Here is a 16,296-nt window from a genome sequence, read left to right as displayed (position 1 = left end):
CTTCGGCTGCCCTTAGAGTGATCTAAGTCGTTTGCAAGGCTGCTGTTTGGTCTACTTCCCAACCTTTGCTTGGAATGCCTCCGCATGGCTGGGGAATAGCGTTTGAAGGAAATTTAGTGTCTGTGTCAGCGCCCCTTCACGTGAGTAGATGTGTGGGAACAGATGCAGTTTCTGCCAATAACCGTCAGTCAGCGTATCGATCCAGCCGCCAGCTAAACTGGCCTTGTCAGGGTCTTCCGGCACCAGCTGATGGCAGATCTCGCTGAGCATCTTGGACCGTTTGTCCTCAAATTCGCGGTTAATTTCGGCATATTGTGGAACAAAATTCTGTTCCCCGAAGAAGGCAAACCAGATGGCGAGCGCATTGGAATTGCAGATTTTGGGGCTAAAATCCGCCTCGATGATTGTGCGCAACCGGGTCGCGGGGTCTTCTGCTGCCTTGCCCAATGCCGCCACCCAGTGGGCCTCGTAGGTTTGGTACTGATCCCGCAGGGCTTCAGTTAAGATTCCGGTTTTTGACTTGAAATAGAAGACTGCCACACCCTGGGACAGCCCGGCTTCATTGGCGACGGTCGCCAGCGTAGTCTTGGCAAGCCCGTTAGTCACAATCGACTTAAGAGTCGCATCGAGAATCTGACGCCGTCGCATATCGGCGTTTTCCTTGCGTTCCTTGCGCGGCTTCCTGCCGCTGCCCTTTGATGCCACCATGAGAAATCCAAACCAAACTTCAACTTTTTCCCTTGTTCCACAATTCGCTGTTCCTGTCAGCCCACTTATTTTTATTTGAGCGCTCAAAAAAACTTTACGAAAAATATCTTCTCCTCTACGCTCCACCTGACAAAGGTCGAGCCAGGAGAGATTCATGGGGCAGCACGACAGATATGACGCGATCGTCGCAGGGGCAGGGCACAATGGCCTGACTACAGCCTGCTACTTGGCTAAGGCAGGGCTGAGGGTTCTGGTTGTGGAAAAGAACGATTGGATCGGTGGCGCAGCTGTGAGCCGGTCGCTGCATGAAGGTTGGACCTACTCCAACTGCTCCTATGTCTGTTCGTTGCTTCGTCGCGAAATCGTTCGCGACCTGGAACTGCCAAAATATGGGTTGCAGGTAATCCCCTATGAAGGTGGTGCAAGCTTTAGCAGCGACGGCGGTTATTTCGCCTATATGTCGGACCATGACGCTCTGCGCCGGGAAATAAGTCGCCACAGTGCGCATGATGCAGATGCCTATGACCGGTTCAGCCAGACAGTGATCCGGCAATGCCGCTTCATTCGGCCTTTCTTGTTGCGAAACGCACCGGACCCCACATCGTTAAAGCCGCGCGACATCGGCGAGCTGCTGTTTCTGATCAAACAGGCGCATGGGCTTGGCAAGAAGGAGTTGGGCGAGACCCTGCGCTTTTGGTCGATGTCAATCGGCGACTTCCTAGACGAACATTTCGAGAATGATCTGATCAAGGCGCACATAGCCGGGGCAGGGATCATCGGTACCGGACTGGGCGTCTATTCGCCCGGCACAGCCTATGTTTTGCTACATCACTACATGGGCGACGTGGACGGCGCGATTGGGGCTTGGGGCTTTGCCCGTGGCGGCATGGGGGCAATCTCCAACGCGCTTGGAGCCTGTTTTGAGGAAGCAGGCGGCACTATCGTAACCGGCTCTGGCGTCGACCGCTTTTTGGTTTCCAATGGCAGGGTCACAGGGGTCGCGTTGGAAAACGGCGATGATTATCGCGCGCCCTTAGTAGCCTCCAATATGGATGTGAAGCGTACTTTTCTGGAACATACCGAGCTGCAGCACCTGCCCACCGATTTCCTGAAGGCAGTCAAAAGGTTCAAGATTCGCGGCTCCTCGGGCAAATTGAACATTGCACTGGACGCCTTGCCCGAGTTTCCAGCCGCGCCCAAGCGTGCGCCTTTCTTGCGCGGCGATTTGCATTGCGCCGAAAGTCTGAACGAACTGGAACGTGCCTATGACGATTGGAAAGAGGGGCGCTGGTCGCAAAACCCCTATTTCGACATGCTGATCCCCAGTCAGATCGACCCGACCATGGCCCCACCGGGCAAACACATGATGACCGTCTTTGTGCAATACGCGCCCTATGATCTTGAAGTGGGCGGCGTGCGCGCCGGAACCAACTGGAATGGCCAGACCCGCGGCGCCTTTGCCGATTGTGTCTTCGACAAACTGGAACAGGCCTGCCCCGACATCCGCAGCAAGACTCTACATGCTGAAATCCGCACCCCTTGGGATATCGAGCAAGAAGTCGGCCTTACCGAAGGCAACATTTTTCAGGGCGAGCTTACCTTTGATCAGCTGCTCTTTAACCGTCCGGTCCCCGGCTACGCGCAATACGATACGCCGATTGATGGCATGTATATCGTCGGTTCCTCAGCCCATCCGGGCGGTGGGGTGATGGCGGCGCCGGGTGCGAACGCGGCCAAAGAAATCCTGCGCAACATTGGCAAAAGCAACGCAATGACCGGCTACGCAGCCTGAGGAGTAAATGATGACGACACCTACCTATGATGCGATTGTCATTGGCGCGGGTCATAACGGGCTGGCTGCGGCTACGACGCTGGCCCGTAAGGGTAAATCGGTCTGCGTGATCGAAAAGAACGAGACTGCAGGCGGTATGGCGCGCAACACCACGCTTGCAGGAGGGATTCAGGTGCCGGAGATCGCGCATCTGCTTTACAACCTTCACCCTAAAGTGACGAAAGAGTTGGGCCTTGGGTCAGCACGTGCTCCCTTGGAATTGCGCAAGCTAGCTTCAGTGTCGCTATCAGAAGACGGTAACCATGCGATCATCCGTGATGGTAAGGCAGAAATGGTAGACGGCCGACCTCATCCCGAAGCTGCGCCCTTTGCCGAATTGATGCGCCGTTTGACTCTGTTTGCGGGTTTGCTGGGCCAGCTTTCTACGAAATCCCCTCCGTCGTTTGAAGGCGGCTTGACCAGCCTGAATGCGCTCACCGAACTTGGCGGGTTGGCAAAGCTGGGGCTGGATCTAAAGCGGATAGGCAAAAAAGACATGCGCGAGTTTCTCCGCGTGCTCCTGTCCAACGCCTATGACTTGATATTGGACGATCTTGAGGACAGCCCGCTGGCCGGAGCGTTGGCAGCGGATGCGGTGCGCGGCGCTTATGCAGGTCCGCGCTCGCCAGGGACTGTTTTTACCTTGATGTACCGCATGGGGCAGGGCGGCGGTGCGCAGCTGCCAATGGGCGGGATGGGCGCAGTTTCTGCTGCGTTTGAGACTGCGGCTCGCGCCGCCGGGGCTGAAATCCTTACTGGCTGCGGCGTGGCCCGGGTGTTGGTTGAAAACGATCATGCAGCAGGCGTGGTGCTCGAGGACGGTACCCGAATCTCTGCCCGGGCAGTATTGAGCAATACAGGCCCGATGCCCGCGATGATGCTGGCAGGCGCAAAACACTACGACGTCGAAGCCGTCCGGCGAATGCGCAACCAGCGCTGCAAAGGCTCGGCTGCTAAGGTCAATCTGGTGCTGAACGGCGCGCCAGAGTTCACCGGCCACAATACCGACCTTGCGGCAAGCCGACTATTGATCGCCCCCAGTGCAACTTATGTGGAACGCGCCTTCAACCCGGCAAAATACGGAGAGATGCCGGAAAACCCAGTTATTGAAGCGATCATTCCCAGCCTGACAGACCCAACGCTGGTCAAAGACGGGCGGCATGTGATCTCCGCTGTGGTCACTTCTGTTCCCTACGGGCTGGAGGGCGGCTGGAATGATGCCGCGCGTGAAAGGCTTGCGGCGATCACAATTGCTACGCTGGAAAAGTACGCACCCGGCATTGGGGCATTGGTCATTGAGAAGCAGGTGCTTAGTCCCGCCTGTATCGAGGCGCGAACAGGCGCGCCGGGCGGGCATTGGCATCATGCTGAGATGGGCATCGACCAGATTCTAACGGTGCGGCCCGCCAACGGTATGGCGCATTACCGGTTTGGACCCGAAGGCTACTACCTCTGTGGTGCGGGCGCCCATCCGGGCGGAGACGTGACCGGTTTGGCCGGCCGTAACAGCGCAATGCAGATATTGAAGGACGGGGTGCTCTGATGACCAAACATGTTCCCATTGGCCTGATTGAAACTCCGTTCCAGCCGCGGCTGGAGGCGCTTAGTACGGCCAAGAGTTGGACCAGTTGGGCGGGTTATGTCTCGCCCGCCACATTGGACACGGTGGAATTTGAATATTTCGCCATCCGCAATCAGACAACCCTGTTCGACATTTCACCGATGCACAAATATCGCATTTCCGGGCCGGACGCATTGGAGGTCGTGAACCGGCTGGTGACCCGCGACGCCGCCAAGCTGCGCGACGGACGGGTCGGCTATGTTCTATGGTGCGACGAAGAGGGCATGGTGATCGACGATGGCACCATGTTCCGCTACTCCGAAACAGATTTCCGCCTTTGCTGCCAGGAGCCGATGTATACATGGCTTCTCGACACCGCCTGGGGATTTGACACAGAAATCGTGGACGAGAGCCAGGACATCGGGGCGCTGTCATTGCAGGGGCCGACCTCGTACTCGCTGTTGAAGGATGCAGGCCTGGGTGATGTTGGAGTGATGAAGCCCTTCGACTGGCGCGAAATCGAACCGGATCTCTGGGTATCGCGCACCGGGTTCACCGGCGATCTCGGCTATGAGCTTTGGGTTCCGAACGGCAACGCGTTGGACTTGTGGGACCGGTTGTGGGCGGCAGGCAGCCATTGGGGGTTGAAAGCGATCGGCTTCGAGGCGCTCAATATCTGCCGGATCGAGGCAGGGTTCGTCGCGGCTGGTTTCGACTTCCAACCTGTTCACACTGCTATGCGCTTGGGGCGCGGCCGCAGCCCGCTGGAGCTGGGCTTCGCTAAAATGGTGGATTTCACCAAGGGCCATTTCAACGGGCGCCGTGCATTACTGAAGCAACGACAATCCGGCCTGCGTTATCACCTGCGCAAGATCGATATTGGCGGGTTCAAACCCGCGGATGGCGCTCTGATCTATCACAAGAAGAAGAAAGAAGTGGGGCACGTGACCTCTGGCGTGTGGTCTCCCACGACCAAGCGCAATATCGCGCTGGCCGAGTTCAAAGCGCCTTTCGGCGAGGGCATCACCGATGACCTCTGGGCTGAAGTTTATGTCAACGAAGAGGGTCAATGGGACAAGCGCCTTGTGCCAGTCACCATCGAAGACAAACCCTTTTTCATCAATAGCCGCGCGCGGTCAACCCCGCCACGCCCGTTCTAAATCGGATCAGGTACTTCCAATGACAAAAATGAAACCGAATACGTTTTCCAACGAGCCGAGCCCCGACACGCTGCATGAGTGGGATCGCGCCCATCAATTGCACCCCTGGATGGCAATGGACGACTGGCGCGGATACGACAACATGCTGATGGAGACCGCCGATGGGATTCACCTGTGGGACGCCTCCGGAAAGCGCTACATCGACGGGCCCGGCGGTATGTGGTGCACCCAGATCGGCTATGGGCGTCAGGAGATGGCCGATGCTATCGCCGCGCAGGTCATGAAACTGCCCTATACTTCTCCCTTTACCAACACCACTGAACCATCGGCGATGCTCGCCAAGAAGATTGCCGATATGGCACCCGGCGATTTGAACAACGTCTTCTTTACTACCGGTGGCTCGACGGCCGTGGATACGGCGTTGCGTACGATGCAGTACATGAACAACCGTCGTGGCATACCGCAGAAGAAGAAGATCATCGCCCGAGAAAAGGGCTATCACGGCTCGACCTATCTGGCCCATTCGGTAACCGGCAAAGAGCGCGACCAAAGCCACTTCGATTTTGAGATGCGCCTGGTGCATTTCCTGCCCGACGTGAACCCCTATCGCCGTCCTGCGGGCATGAGCGTCGAGGATTGGTGCGATAACAAAGTCGCCGACCTAGCTGCCGCCATTGCAGAGATTGGCGCGGAAAGCATTGGCGCTTTCATTGCCGAGCCGATCCTTTCCTCCGGAGGCGTCATTGTGCCTGCTCCCGGCTACCACAAACGGACTTGGGAGCTCTGCCGCGCCAACGATATCTTGTACATCTCTGACGAGGTGGTGACCGGTTTCGGTCGGCTGGGTCATTGGTTTGCTTCCGAGGAAGTATTCGGTATTCAGCCCGACATGATCACCTGCGCAAAGGGTCTGACCTCTGGTTATTTGCCTTTGGGCGCATGCATCATTTCAGACCGGGTTATGGAACAGATGAGTCACTTGGGTACACCGTCTTCCTACACAAATGGGTACACCTATTCAGGTCATCCGGTCTCTTGCATCGCAGCGCTGAAGAATATCGAGATCATTGAGCGAGAAGGTATCCTGGAGCATGTCCGCACCGTCACCCCGCATTTTCAAGCACGCCTGTGCGAACTTATGAAGTTTGAAATCGTCGGCGATGCCCGCGGTGAAGGACTTTTGGGATGTATCGAATGCCGGGCGGAGGATCTGGAAGCCGAGCGCAAGCTTGGCGCGATGATCGATGCCGCCTGCGAAGAGATGGGCCTGATCGTGCGGCCGCTGATCAACATGGCTGTGTTCTCGCCACCGCTGATCATCACTTTGGAGCAGATCGACGAAATGTTCGACATCCTTGAACGCGCCATTCAGCAGGTGGAAACTGCGTTAGCTAAGGGAGAGTGTCACACTGCGCTCAATCAGAAATGACCTCAATTAAGCGTGACGCCCTCACAATTCGACCACTAACCGCCGCAGATGAAGTCGAATGGCGACGCCTTTGGACTAGCTATCTGGAGTTTTACGAAACAACTTTGCCGGAGGCGGTCTATGAGACGGCCTGGGCGCGGCTTCTGAAAGAGAGTGATCGTGAGTTCCAAGGGGTGGTAGCTGAATTGGATGGCCGTTTGGTCGGGTTGGCGCACTACCTTTTTCACCGAACGCTTTGGTCAACCAAGGACACCTGCTATCTTATGGACCTTTTTGCTGACCCGTTGGTACGGGGGCAAGGGGTGGGCGGCGCCTTGATCGAGGCGGTACGTCAGCGTGCGCTATTGGCTGGCATCCCTAGCCTTTACTGGATGACACAGGAGTTCAACTACACAGGAAGAATCCTCTATGACAAAGTAGCTGAGAAAACCCCCTTTATTGTCTATGAGATCAACAGCTGAACCGCTGATGGCGAGGTAACTCGCCCGATAGAGACCGGTTTGCCGGTTCAAACCGTGTGTTCGCGGCGCCCGTATTTTCGGGCAAGATCAACTTCCTCTCCAAGGTCCATCGCGGCGCGGTAGCCGCTTTGCACTGCGGCGGCAATGATATGGGGGGCTTCGGCGTCGCCAATGCGGATTACTGACTTGATGCCGGACTCGTGCAATCCATCTCCCATACCCTTTAGACCATCATAGAGATCCAGCACCGGCAGGCGGCGGGTAAGCGGGATAATTGCATCGCAGGCATGAGTACTGCGGTTCTCTGAGAACATGCAGGACAGGACTGCCTCTCCCTCGTGGGCCGCCACCAACATCCGGTTGGGTACGACTGCAACGCCCGCCTCAATCAAGGCGGCATTGGATTGGTAAACCTCGGTCGTCCATTGGCCCCAATCGCAAGGGCGACCAGCGGGTGTCACCAGCGTGACCCGGTGCCGGTCCTTGCGCAGCTTCAAGGCCAGAACTGAGCCGAGGTAGTAGTGATCGTCATCGTAGATCATCACATGATCCGCGTTGAGGGGTTCCCCAGTTAGCACAGTCTCCGCCGACACGACCATGCCGGGCGCTTCCTCCTCCAAGCCGGTATCCGAATGCCGCCCGATGGTATCCGTCGCCCAGACCGCCCCCGTGGCGGCGATCACATGGGAGGCGCCAAGATCCAGCACATCGGATGCTGTCAGAGGGCTTTCTGGGTAGATTTCCACGTTGGGCAGTTTTTCGATCTGCCCAACACGCCAGTCGCGTACGCGGGCCCACTCAATCATCCCTGGCAAACGGGACTCACGGGTGACGCGGCCTCCTAGTACGCGGCTTGCTTCGGCCAGCATTACCGAATGGCCGCGCTCGCCCAGAACTCGGGCAGCTTCCAGCCCGGCGGGTCCTGCTCCGACAACCAGCACTTTTTCAGGTTTCTCGCTGCGCCCGGCTTTCTCGGGATGCCAGCCTTGGCGCCATTCCTCGCCCATGGTCGGGTTCTGGGTGCAGCGCAGTGGCACACCAAGTGAGTCATGTGCGTAGCAGATGTTGCAACCGATGCACTCGCGTATGTCTTCGCTGCGGCCTTCTTCAATTTTCTTTGGCAGGAACGGGTCAGCGATTGACGGGCGTGCAGCACCGATTAGATCCTGCCCGCCCTGGCGGATCACCTGCGCCATGGTGTCAGGTGAGGTGTAACGCCCCACCGCCACAACGGGTTTGGTGGTCAGTGATTTTGCCCGCGCGATACTATCCGTAAAAGACGCTTCTTTGACGAAACGGCTCGCCCCCATCTCAACCCCGTAGTCGGGCACCACTAGGTCCCACAAGTCTGGCAGGTCCGCCAGCATGGCGAAGGCATCATAGCTTTCGGCATCGTCCAGCCCAACGCTGAAACGGGTGGCCACGGCGCATTTGTGACCAACGGCCTCTTTGGTTTCCTCGATGAGTTCGCGCACCAGCCGAACCCGGTTTCTCAGGCTGCCGCCGTATTCATCAGTGCGTGTGTTGTTCACCGGGTCGAGGAATTCCGACAGCAGGTAGCCGTGGGTGGCATAGACATAAACGATGTCAAATCCAGCTTCGACTGCACGCATGGCGGCGTCGCGATGCCATTTGCGGATGTTGCGGATGTCCTCGCGATCAATTTTGCGCGCCTGTCCCGGATGCAGCACGGTGGAATCTGTCTGAGGACGATTGCGCATTCCCAGTGGGGCAAGCCGGGTGCCGAAATTCGTCACCATACCGCCGCCTATCCACAGCTCCACCCCGGCCAGCGCGCCATGTTCACGTACGGCGTCGGTCATCAACTGGTTGGCCCGAATATCATCCTCGTCCCACAGCGCGGCATAGGGGTAGTAGTCGTTATCCGAAGTTGGATGAATCGAGCAGAATTCAGTGTTCACAACCCCCCAGCCGCCTTCCGCCTTCATCCCCCGCATTGCCGCGACGGTGCGCGGGCGACGCCACCCCATGCCTGCGCAATGTGGCACTTGATAAAAACGGTTCTTCGTCTCCACGGGGCCGATTTTCAGTGGCTGGAAGAGGATGTCATGGCGAGAATCGCGCATCAGTAGTTACCCTTCGATAGGCAGGTTTTGCGTCATAATTTGATTGAGCGCTCAAATAATTCTTGTGTCAAGTCAGATTCCCTTTTAACCTTTTTTTTACTACGCCCCTACCTGCGCCGGAGGAGGCAAAAGGCAGGAAATCAGGGCCGCAGCAACAGGGAGACTTTCATGAAAATTCTGAAAACAGCCACTGCACTTGGCATGGCCTTGTCACTTCAGGCAGGTACTGGATTGGCCGACGATGCGGAACTGACCGTTTTTGACTGGGCCGGTTACGAAGACCCTGAGTTCTTCTCTGCTTACATCGAAAAACATGGGGACGGGCCGACCTTCGCTTTCTTCGGTGACGAGGAGGAAGCGTTCCAGAAATTGCGTTCCGGTTTCCACGCAGACGTCGCCCATCCCTGTTCACAGTCGGTTCCAAAGTGGATTGAGGCCGGGTTGCTTGCCCCACTGGATACTGCGCGTATTGAGCGCTGGGACGAGTTAGAGCCGAGTTTCCGCGACATTGAAGCCTACACCAAGGACGGCCAGAGCTATTTCATTCCAGCGGATTGGGGTAACACTGCCGTCACCTATCACACCGAACATCTAAACGATGCGGATGTGACAACCCTACAGGCCTTTGCAGATCCCAAGCATCAGGGGCGGATCTCGATAGGCGACAATGTAGATGACGCCTATGCATTGGGTTTCCTCGCCACTGGAGTCACAGACTGGACCAATGCCACGGACGAACAGTTTCAGGCAGCATCTGATTTCCTGCGCGCGGTGCACCAGAATGTTCGCACCTACTGGTCCGATGGCGCATCGCTGGCACAGCTGATGCAAAGCGGTGAGGTCTATCTGGCCTGGGCCTGGAACGAGACTTATTCGACGATGACCTATGAAGGTCACCCAATCGCAATCAAGCGCGACACAGAAGAGGGTGCGTCCAGCTGGGTCTGTGGTTATGCGAAGCTAGCCAATTCGCCCGGCTCTGAAGACAAGTTCTATGACTTCATCAACGCTTGGTTGGAACCTAAAACCGCTAATTATCTTGTGTCCAGCTGGGGCTATGGCCACGGCAACGCAAAGGCCATGGCGGAAATGAACGCGGACGACCTCGCCGCAATGGGGCTGGACAGCAGTGAAAGTCTGCGGGCCAAGACGTTGTGGCAAGCGCCGGTGCCTTCGGGCCTGCGCGAGAAGATGATCGCTGAATTCGAACTGATTAAAGCTGGTTTCTGAAGCCGCCTTGTATTCACGAAAGAAGAAACGCCCCACAAAATTGGTGGGGCGTTTCTTGTTTTCCACAACTTGATGCTATTCCGGGCGACCAACTAAGGCAAACAGGGTCACTGGAACAATACGATGGAGTCAGCGCCCCAGCCCACCGGAACCTCGCTGCCGGGAGGAACAATGGAACGGCCTGCGGTGTTACGCATAGAGATTGTCACGTCCGCGGTATGGCCGGGCAGGCGCACGCTGTAATAGGTCATGTCGCCATAATAGGCGGTTCCAGTTACCTGCCCCCTGGCCACCTGCTCGGTCGGTTCGCTGCCATCAAAGAGGATAGTCAGCATCTCCGGTCGGATGCCAATCGAATCCAGGTTCTGAGTGTCCATTCCTTCGGGGATCTGCGCTGTTGGTAACTCGATACTGCCAAGCGCCGGAATATCGAGCGCCAGATGGCCGTTCATACGCCCCGAGGCTTTGGCGTCGAGGAAATTCATTACTCCGATAAACGAAGCAACACGCTTGTCCACCGGGCGGCGGTACAACTCTTCCGGGCTGGCGAGCTGTGCAATCCTGCCTTCGAACATAACGGCGATCCGGTCGGACATGGTCAGTGCCTCTTCCTGGTCATGGGTCACCAGAATAAAAGTAATACCAAGCTTTTGCTGGAGTTGGCGCAGTTCCACTTGCATTTGGTCGCGCAGCTTTTTGTCGAGCGCGGACAAAGGCTCATCCAACAACACAACCTTAGGCTTCATCACCAGTGCTCGGGCCAGAGCAACCCGTTGACGCTGACCCCCGGATAACTCGTGGGCAGCGCGATCGCCCAACCCGCCAAGATCCACCATTTTCAGCGCCTGCTCCACTTCGTGGGCGATTTCAGCCTTGGGCATCTTGCGGGTCTTCAAGCCATAGCCGACGTTCTCTGCTACGCTGAGATGTGGGAAGATTGCATAAGATTGGAACACCATATTGGTGGGGCGGCGGTTGGCGGGAACGCCCTCCATATCTTGGCCTGCGATAACGATAGAGCCGTCCGTTGGCGTCTCAAACCCGGCGATCATGCGTAGCAGGGTGGTCTTGCCGCAGCCCGAAGGGCCCAGCAGAGAAAAGAACTCGCCCTCGTAGATGGTCGCATCAATGCCTTTTAGGGCTTGAAAGCTACCAAAATTTTTGGTGACGCCGGTGAGGTCGATGATGGGTTTTGGGGATGGGGTGGCCATATCAGGCAAATCCTCCGGTAGCTGAAGCTTCGATACCTTGTTTCCGGGCTGAACGGCGGCGGAACCACTCGGCAAGGATCAGGAGTAGGACGGACAGAGTCAGCAAGATAGTCCCGAGCGCCATCACAGACGGCAGCTTGGCAGGAAAACGCAGCTGGCTCCAGATATAGACGGGCAGGGTGACTTCTGTGCCGGTCAGGAAAAAGGCGATGATGAATTCATCCAGCGAAATGGTAAAAGTGATCAGCAGGCTGGACACGATGCCAGGCATGACCAATGGCAGAACCACGCGACGGAAGGTGCCCCAGCGGCTTTCACCCAAGTCGTACGAGGCTTCCTCCAAGCTTTGATCCAGCCCTTGAAATGCAGAGTTCAGAATGGCGATGGCGAAGGGCGTGCAGATCAGTACATGGCCCAGTACCACGGTTGCCAGCGACAACGGCATGCCCAGCTGAATCAGAAGAACCAACAGGGCCACTGCAACGATGATCTCTGGCAGCACAAGCGGCAGCATTATGAAGCTCATGATGCCGCGTTTGGCTGGGAACCGGTAGCGAGCTGCCGCCCGCGCTGCGCAGGCGCCGAGGATGGTGCTCAGCACCGCTGACGTGACGCCGACAACCAGCGAATTTCGTACTGCACCGTGCAGGGCATCAGTCTTCCACAGCACGTCGAACCACTGGGTGGTAAACCCGGTCAGTGGAAATGAAATGATTGTGGCGTCGTTAAAAGCGAACATCGGCAACAGGATGACCGGTGCGTAGAGAAAAACCATGTAGGCAACGGCGTAGACAACCAGCCATTTCGGGGAAAGCCCTTTACGTACCGAGTTCATTTCACTTTGCCTCCAAAACGTTTGCCAGCAAAGAAGATCACCGCGCTGATGCTAGCCACGATCAGCATCGAAGAGATCGCCAGAGCCGCCCCCAGTGGCGCGTTATTTGCCTTGCCGAATTGAATTTGGATCATGTTCGCGATCATCAACCCGTCGGTACCGCCAACCAATTTCGGAGTGATGAAATCTCCGATGGTTGGGATCAGTACGATTAGGGTAGAGGCTACCACCCCGGGCATTGCCAACGGCAGTGTGATCCGAAAGAACCTGCGCACCGGTCCGTCGCCCAAATCCTCGGCAGCTTCCAGCAGCGAGCGATCGATCTTCTCCAGCGCTACGAATATTGGCAGAATCGCGAAGGGCGCCCAGGCATGGGCCAGGGTCAGCACCACCGCATTGGCGTTGTACAACAGGAAAGTTAGCGGCTGGTCTATGATGCCCATCCCGGTGAGCGCGGTATTTAAAACGCCGTTGTATCCGAGGATCACTTTCCACAGAAACACCCGCAGCAGATAGCTGGTCCAGAAGGGGACGGTGATCAGAAACAACCACAACGCCTTGCGGTGCTTGACGTGGAAGGACAGGTAGTACGCGATCGGAAACGCAAGGGTCACGGTTACCACTGTGACAATCAGCGAAATCTTTAGTGAGCGGAGCAACAAGGTGCGGTAGATTGGTTTGCTCCAAGCTTCGCGGTAATTGTCCAGTGTTAAGGTCGTATCGAGCTCGAGGTAATTCTGGGTCCAGAAGCTGAAAGTCACGACCATCACCAGCGGAGCGGCCAGCAACAGTAGTGAATAGAGTAAAGTCGGGCTGATCAATGCGAGGCCCTGACGCTTCTCTCCGGTTAACATTCCTGGCTCCTCCCGGCCGGTATTAAGAGCGCCGCCCTGTTCGTGGCGGCGCTCGTACTCATGTCTCGCCCAGCTGTGCAAGAAGCTCTGCATTCCGGGTCTTCAATTGCCCCGAGTCGGGTTCAGCATGTTCCAGAATCGGAAACAGCTTGCGCAACTCATCGTGGTAGCTGCGAACGCCGTGCTCCAGATCTGATAGGATCACGCCGTCATAACCACTGGAGAAGGCCGCCTCCCAGCACCATTCGATAAGCTGCTCATCTTCTTTCGAGGTTATCCTGTCGATCCGCCCGCTGAGATAGCGCGCAGCGCGCAGTTGCCGATCCTCTGCCGGTCGTTTGTAACAGGCGGCTCGCTGGATGGTGCGCCCGTTCTCCACCGGAAACTCGTGGTAGAATATTACTGAGTCCGGGTAGATGCCAAACACCAGATTTGGGAAAAGCCCCAGATAGAGCCAAGCCGCCTGGTGTTCGTCATCTAACGCCTCCGCTCTCGGCAGCAACTTCTTGTAATTGCGCACGCTCCACATACGCCCGGAACCGGGGCGGAAACCACCAAAGGACCTGGCAGCGCCATTGCTGAACGGTTGATCTTCGTAGTTGGCCCCAAAGAGATCGTGCAAACCAGGGTGTGCTAGCGGCACATGATAGCCTTCGTTGTCGACATCACGGACGCATTTCCAGTTTGCAGCGATTTCCGTTACGCTGATCCCATTCCCGTCCGGTAGAAGCTCTGCCAGGCTGTAAGGAGCCAACTCTTTTGCAAACTGAGCCATCACCTCTGAAACCTTGGGTTGCGGGCCCGCCTTGAAGCGGACAAAGACAAAGCCGTGCCAAATGTCCATCTCGACCGGCTTCAATCCCCACTCCACCGGATCCAGATCCGGTAGCGTCTCGGGGCGTGCTGCACCGCGCAGCGTTCCGTCCAGATTGAAGGCCCAGCCATGAAACGGGCAGATGATGGCGTTCTTGCAATGACCCTTGTTTTCAGCCACGACGCGGCTTCCGCGGTGGCGGCAAAGATTATGGAAGGCGCGAACTTCACCGTCCGCCCCCCGGACCACCAAGGCCCTTTCGCCAGTGAAATCCGCGGCCATGAAATCGCCGGGTTCGGGAACGTCATTCACGTGGCAAACAAGCTGCCAGTGTCGTCGGAACAGAAGCTCCTTTTCTTCTTCCAGGAGCTCTGGGTTGGTGTAGCTCCAGGCGGGCAGCCCGGTGCGTCCGGCTCTGGGATCAGAGTAAATCAGCACTTCGTCCTTCATAAGGATCTCCTTTCCTCTGAAGGGAATCACTATCAGTTTTTATTTGAGCGCTCAAATAAAAAAATTACAGCAGATGTGTTTTGATGACTAGACAAGACGATTGCAGTGCGCCAAGTTTGAGCAGCTGCTCAAACTTTGAGGACATGAGAAATGCGCCGAAACAGAAGCCGCAGAAGATCTCCATTGCCCACTGATGTCGTCGTCAACAAAGGTCCGCATTCCCTGACTACTCCAGCCTACACGCCGCTTACACAAGCCCAGGTTGATGAAATCGTGAACACAGCCATCGAGCTGCTTGCCACCTCAGGCGTAGTCTTTGAGGCAGGAGGTGAAGCTGACGGTCTGTTGCGGGGTGCCGGTTGTAATTTTTTAGATAATGGGATCGTTACTATCCCGGAATCCGTGACCCGCAGGGCGCTGGAAACCGCTGCCCGCATGACCACTTTATGGGACCGCAACGGAGAAAATCCCATTCCGATTGATTGCGATCACACTTGGTTCATGCCTGGCATGACCTGCATTGCAGTCTATGATGAGAATACCGGCGAGCCTCGACCTTCGACACGCGAGGACCTTGCCCTTATCACAAGAGTTGCGGACAAGCTTCCGCATGTTGATGCGGTCTGCATCGCTGTGAAGAACGTCGAGGAGTCGAACCAGTTCGGCGAAATCGACGAATTTGCATGCATGATGGAAAACACCATCAAACCGTTGGAATACCTTTGCGAACATCCTTCATCTTTGGAAGCGGTAATCGACATGGCCTCGGCCTTGCGCGGATCGCATGATGCACTTAAAGCCAAGCCGTATTTTTTGCATCTGATCACACCGCTGCCAGTCAATCTCGCGCGGATCCACTCGGACCAGATCATCAATGCTGCTCGGGCAGGTATTCCGGTTGGCGTCGGCACTCTGCCGATTGGCGGTGCCTCTTCACCAATCACTTTGGCCGGATGCATTACCCATGCTCTGATGACCGATTTCGCAGCCATCGTGCTTGGTCAGTTGGCTGCTAAAGGTAGTTTCTGCGTTGGGTGTTCGGATGTGAACTTCATGGAACCTGCTACAGGTGCCATTGGTAGTTTCTCTCAGACCTCGGTTGCCGACATGGCGATGTGCCAAGTGCGCCGCGCGCTGGGGTTCCCCTCGCTGACCGGCATCGGCGGCTGTTCGGTTGCCCGCCGTTTCAATCAGGATGCGGTCTGGGAAATTTCGTCAAACATGACACAGATGTTCTACAACCGTCCCGCCACAATCGACTACATGGGTTCGCTCGATCAGGGACTGACCTATTCGCTGCACGCGCTTTTGTTGTGCGACGATCTGGCAGGGCTGCTGCGAAAGATGTGGCAGGGGTTGGAAATATCTTCCGACCAGATGGCTGTTGATCTCATTCGAGAAGTTGGCCCCACTGGAAACTTCCTCGCTCATCAGCACACGGTCGACAATTGCCGGACCCAGGTTTGGAATTCCCGGTATTTTGGCCCGAACATTCCGCTCAGCAATTCTGGGTTAGCAGATCAAGACTTGTTTGCGCGACTTGACGACGACCTCCGAGAGAAATTGGCGGAACTGCAGCAGCCTGAATTGCCTTTGGAAACCAAGGCAGCAGTGACCGCAATTTCGGAAAAATATCGCAACCTTTTAGTCTAGCCTGGTCGCAGT

13 protein-coding genes are annotated in these 16,296 nt (G+C 56.5%); 7 read left to right on the top strand and 6 right to left on the bottom strand.

The window, feature by feature from the left end; genetic code table 11:
- Nucleotides 1–51: 51 nt before the first annotated feature.
- Nucleotides 52–864 (bottom strand): TetR family transcriptional regulator C-terminal domain-containing protein, encoded by an 813-nt coding sequence (locus ACR0DT_RS06365; RefSeq protein WP_480709935.1) that lies wholly within the window; start codon nucleotides 862–864, stop codon nucleotides 52–54.
- Between ACR0DT_RS06365 and ACR0DT_RS06360 the strand changes: the two genes are divergently transcribed.
- From ACR0DT_RS06360 to ACR0DT_RS06340, 5 genes are read left to right on the top strand one after another with little or no spacing between them, the layout of a single operon-like run.
- On the top strand, nucleotides 863–2,500 hold the full coding sequence (locus tag ACR0DT_RS06360; RefSeq protein WP_480709934.1) for a phytoene desaturase family protein: 1,638 nt from the start codon (nucleotides 863–865) through the stop codon (nucleotides 2,498–2,500). The two genes, ACR0DT_RS06365 and ACR0DT_RS06360, sit on opposite strands and share 2 nt — an antisense overlap.
- A 10-nt stretch (nucleotides 2,501–2,510) precedes the next feature.
- Nucleotides 2,511–4,082 carry a phytoene desaturase family protein gene (locus ACR0DT_RS06355; protein ID WP_480709933.1) on the top strand — a complete coding sequence of 524 codons (1,572 nt, stop codon included), beginning with the start codon at nucleotides 2,511–2,513 and terminating at the stop codon, nucleotides 4,080–4,082.
- Entirely contained in the window at nucleotides 4,082–5,260 is a 1,179-nt protein-coding gene (locus tag ACR0DT_RS06350) for an aminomethyl transferase family protein (RefSeq protein WP_480709932.1), read from the top strand. Before ACR0DT_RS06355 ends, ACR0DT_RS06350 begins: the two co-directional genes overlap by 1 nt.
- A 28-nt stretch (nucleotides 5,261–5,288) precedes the next feature.
- Nucleotides 5,289–6,689, top strand: a complete 1,401-nt coding sequence (locus ACR0DT_RS06345; protein ID WP_480710278.1) for an aminotransferase — start codon at nucleotides 5,289–5,291, stop codon at nucleotides 6,687–6,689.
- Nucleotides 6,686–7,150, top strand: a complete 465-nt coding sequence (locus ACR0DT_RS06340; protein WP_480709931.1) for an N-acetyltransferase family protein — start codon at nucleotides 6,686–6,688, stop codon at nucleotides 7,148–7,150. The genes ACR0DT_RS06345 and ACR0DT_RS06340 overlap by 4 nt, the downstream gene beginning before the upstream one ends.
- A gap of 47 nt (nucleotides 7,151–7,197) precedes the next feature.
- Here ACR0DT_RS06340 and ACR0DT_RS06335 read toward each other — a convergent pair whose 3' ends face one another.
- The gene (locus ACR0DT_RS06335) at nucleotides 7,198–9,237 is read right to left on the bottom strand and encodes an oxidoreductase (protein WP_480709930.1); all 2,040 of its coding nucleotides are present in this window, start codon (nucleotides 9,235–9,237) and stop codon (nucleotides 7,198–7,200) included.
- Between the two features lie 168 nt (nucleotides 9,238–9,405).
- Between ACR0DT_RS06335 and ACR0DT_RS06330 the strand changes: the two genes are divergently transcribed.
- Entirely contained in the window at nucleotides 9,406–10,467 is a 1,062-nt protein-coding gene (locus tag ACR0DT_RS06330) for an extracellular solute-binding protein (RefSeq protein WP_480709929.1), read from the top strand.
- Between the two features lie 107 nt (nucleotides 10,468–10,574).
- On the opposite strand, the gene ACR0DT_RS06325 is transcribed toward ACR0DT_RS06330, so the two are convergent.
- From ACR0DT_RS06325 to ACR0DT_RS06310, 4 genes are read right to left on the bottom strand one after another with little or no spacing between them, the layout of a single operon-like run.
- The gene (locus tag ACR0DT_RS06325) at nucleotides 10,575–11,678 is read right to left on the bottom strand and encodes an ABC transporter ATP-binding protein (protein ID WP_480709928.1); all 1,104 of its coding nucleotides are present in this window, start codon (nucleotides 11,676–11,678) and stop codon (nucleotides 10,575–10,577) included.
- A gap of 1 nt (nucleotide 11,679) precedes the next feature.
- Nucleotides 11,680–12,513 carry an ABC transporter permease gene (locus tag ACR0DT_RS06320; RefSeq protein ID WP_480709927.1) on the bottom strand — a complete coding sequence of 278 codons (834 nt, stop codon included), beginning with the start codon at nucleotides 12,511–12,513 and terminating at the stop codon, nucleotides 11,680–11,682.
- Nucleotides 12,510–13,367, bottom strand: a complete 858-nt coding sequence (locus ACR0DT_RS06315) for an ABC transporter permease (RefSeq protein WP_480709926.1) — start codon at nucleotides 13,365–13,367, stop codon at nucleotides 12,510–12,512. Before ACR0DT_RS06315 ends, ACR0DT_RS06320 begins: the two co-directional genes overlap by 4 nt.
- Nucleotides 13,368–13,425: 58 nt before the next feature.
- Nucleotides 13,426–14,631, bottom strand: coding sequence for an aromatic ring-hydroxylating oxygenase subunit alpha (locus tag ACR0DT_RS06310; protein WP_480709925.1), 1,206 nt, complete (start codon nucleotides 14,629–14,631; stop codon nucleotides 13,426–13,428).
- A gap of 150 nt (nucleotides 14,632–14,781) precedes the next feature.
- Here ACR0DT_RS06310 and ACR0DT_RS06305 point away from each other — a divergent pair, with 150 nt between their 5' ends.
- Complete coding sequence (locus ACR0DT_RS06305) at nucleotides 14,782–16,284, top strand: trimethylamine methyltransferase family protein (protein ID WP_480709924.1); 1,503 nt, start codon at nucleotides 14,782–14,784, stop codon at nucleotides 16,282–16,284.
- Nucleotides 16,285–16,296 lie beyond the last annotated feature (12 nt).

It is taken from the genome of Ruegeria sp. BI11, from assembly GCF_056538005.1.
The sequence above is the reverse complement of the archived record's forward strand: the minus strand, read 5'-3'. Positions and strand labels throughout refer to the sequence as shown.

Coding starts and splice junctions, on each gene's coding strand:
- ACR0DT_RS06360 (WP_480709934.1), top strand. CDS start 863: ATGGGGCAGCACGACAGATATGACGCGATCGTCGCAGGGGCAGGGCAC.
- ACR0DT_RS06365 (WP_480709935.1), bottom strand. CDS start 864: ATGAATCTCTCCTGGCTCGACCTTTGTCAGGTGGAGCGTAGAGGAGAA.
- ACR0DT_RS06355 (WP_480709933.1), top strand. CDS start 2,511: ATGACGACACCTACCTATGATGCGATTGTCATTGGCGCGGGTCATAAC.
- ACR0DT_RS06350 (WP_480709932.1), top strand. CDS start 4,082: ATGACCAAACATGTTCCCATTGGCCTGATTGAAACTCCGTTCCAGCCG.
- ACR0DT_RS06345 (WP_480710278.1), top strand. CDS start 5,289: ATGAAACCGAATACGTTTTCCAACGAGCCGAGCCCCGACACGCTGCAT.
- ACR0DT_RS06340 (WP_480709931.1), top strand. CDS start 6,686: ATGACCTCAATTAAGCGTGACGCCCTCACAATTCGACCACTAACCGCC.
- ACR0DT_RS06335 (WP_480709930.1), bottom strand. CDS start 9,237: ATGCGCGATTCTCGCCATGACATCCTCTTCCAGCCACTGAAAATCGGC.
- ACR0DT_RS06330 (WP_480709929.1), top strand. CDS start 9,406: ATGAAAATTCTGAAAACAGCCACTGCACTTGGCATGGCCTTGTCACTT.
- ACR0DT_RS06325 (WP_480709928.1), bottom strand. CDS start 11,678: ATGGCCACCCCATCCCCAAAACCCATCATCGACCTCACCGGCGTCACC.
- ACR0DT_RS06320 (WP_480709927.1), bottom strand. CDS start 12,513: ATGAACTCGGTACGTAAAGGGCTTTCCCCGAAATGGCTGGTTGTCTAC.
- ACR0DT_RS06315 (WP_480709926.1), bottom strand. CDS start 13,367: ATGTTAACCGGAGAGAAGCGTCAGGGCCTCGCATTGATCAGCCCGACT.
- ACR0DT_RS06310 (WP_480709925.1), bottom strand. CDS start 14,631: ATGAAGGACGAAGTGCTGATTTACTCTGATCCCAGAGCCGGACGCACC.
- ACR0DT_RS06305 (WP_480709924.1), top strand. CDS start 14,782: ATGCGCCGAAACAGAAGCCGCAGAAGATCTCCATTGCCCACTGATGTC.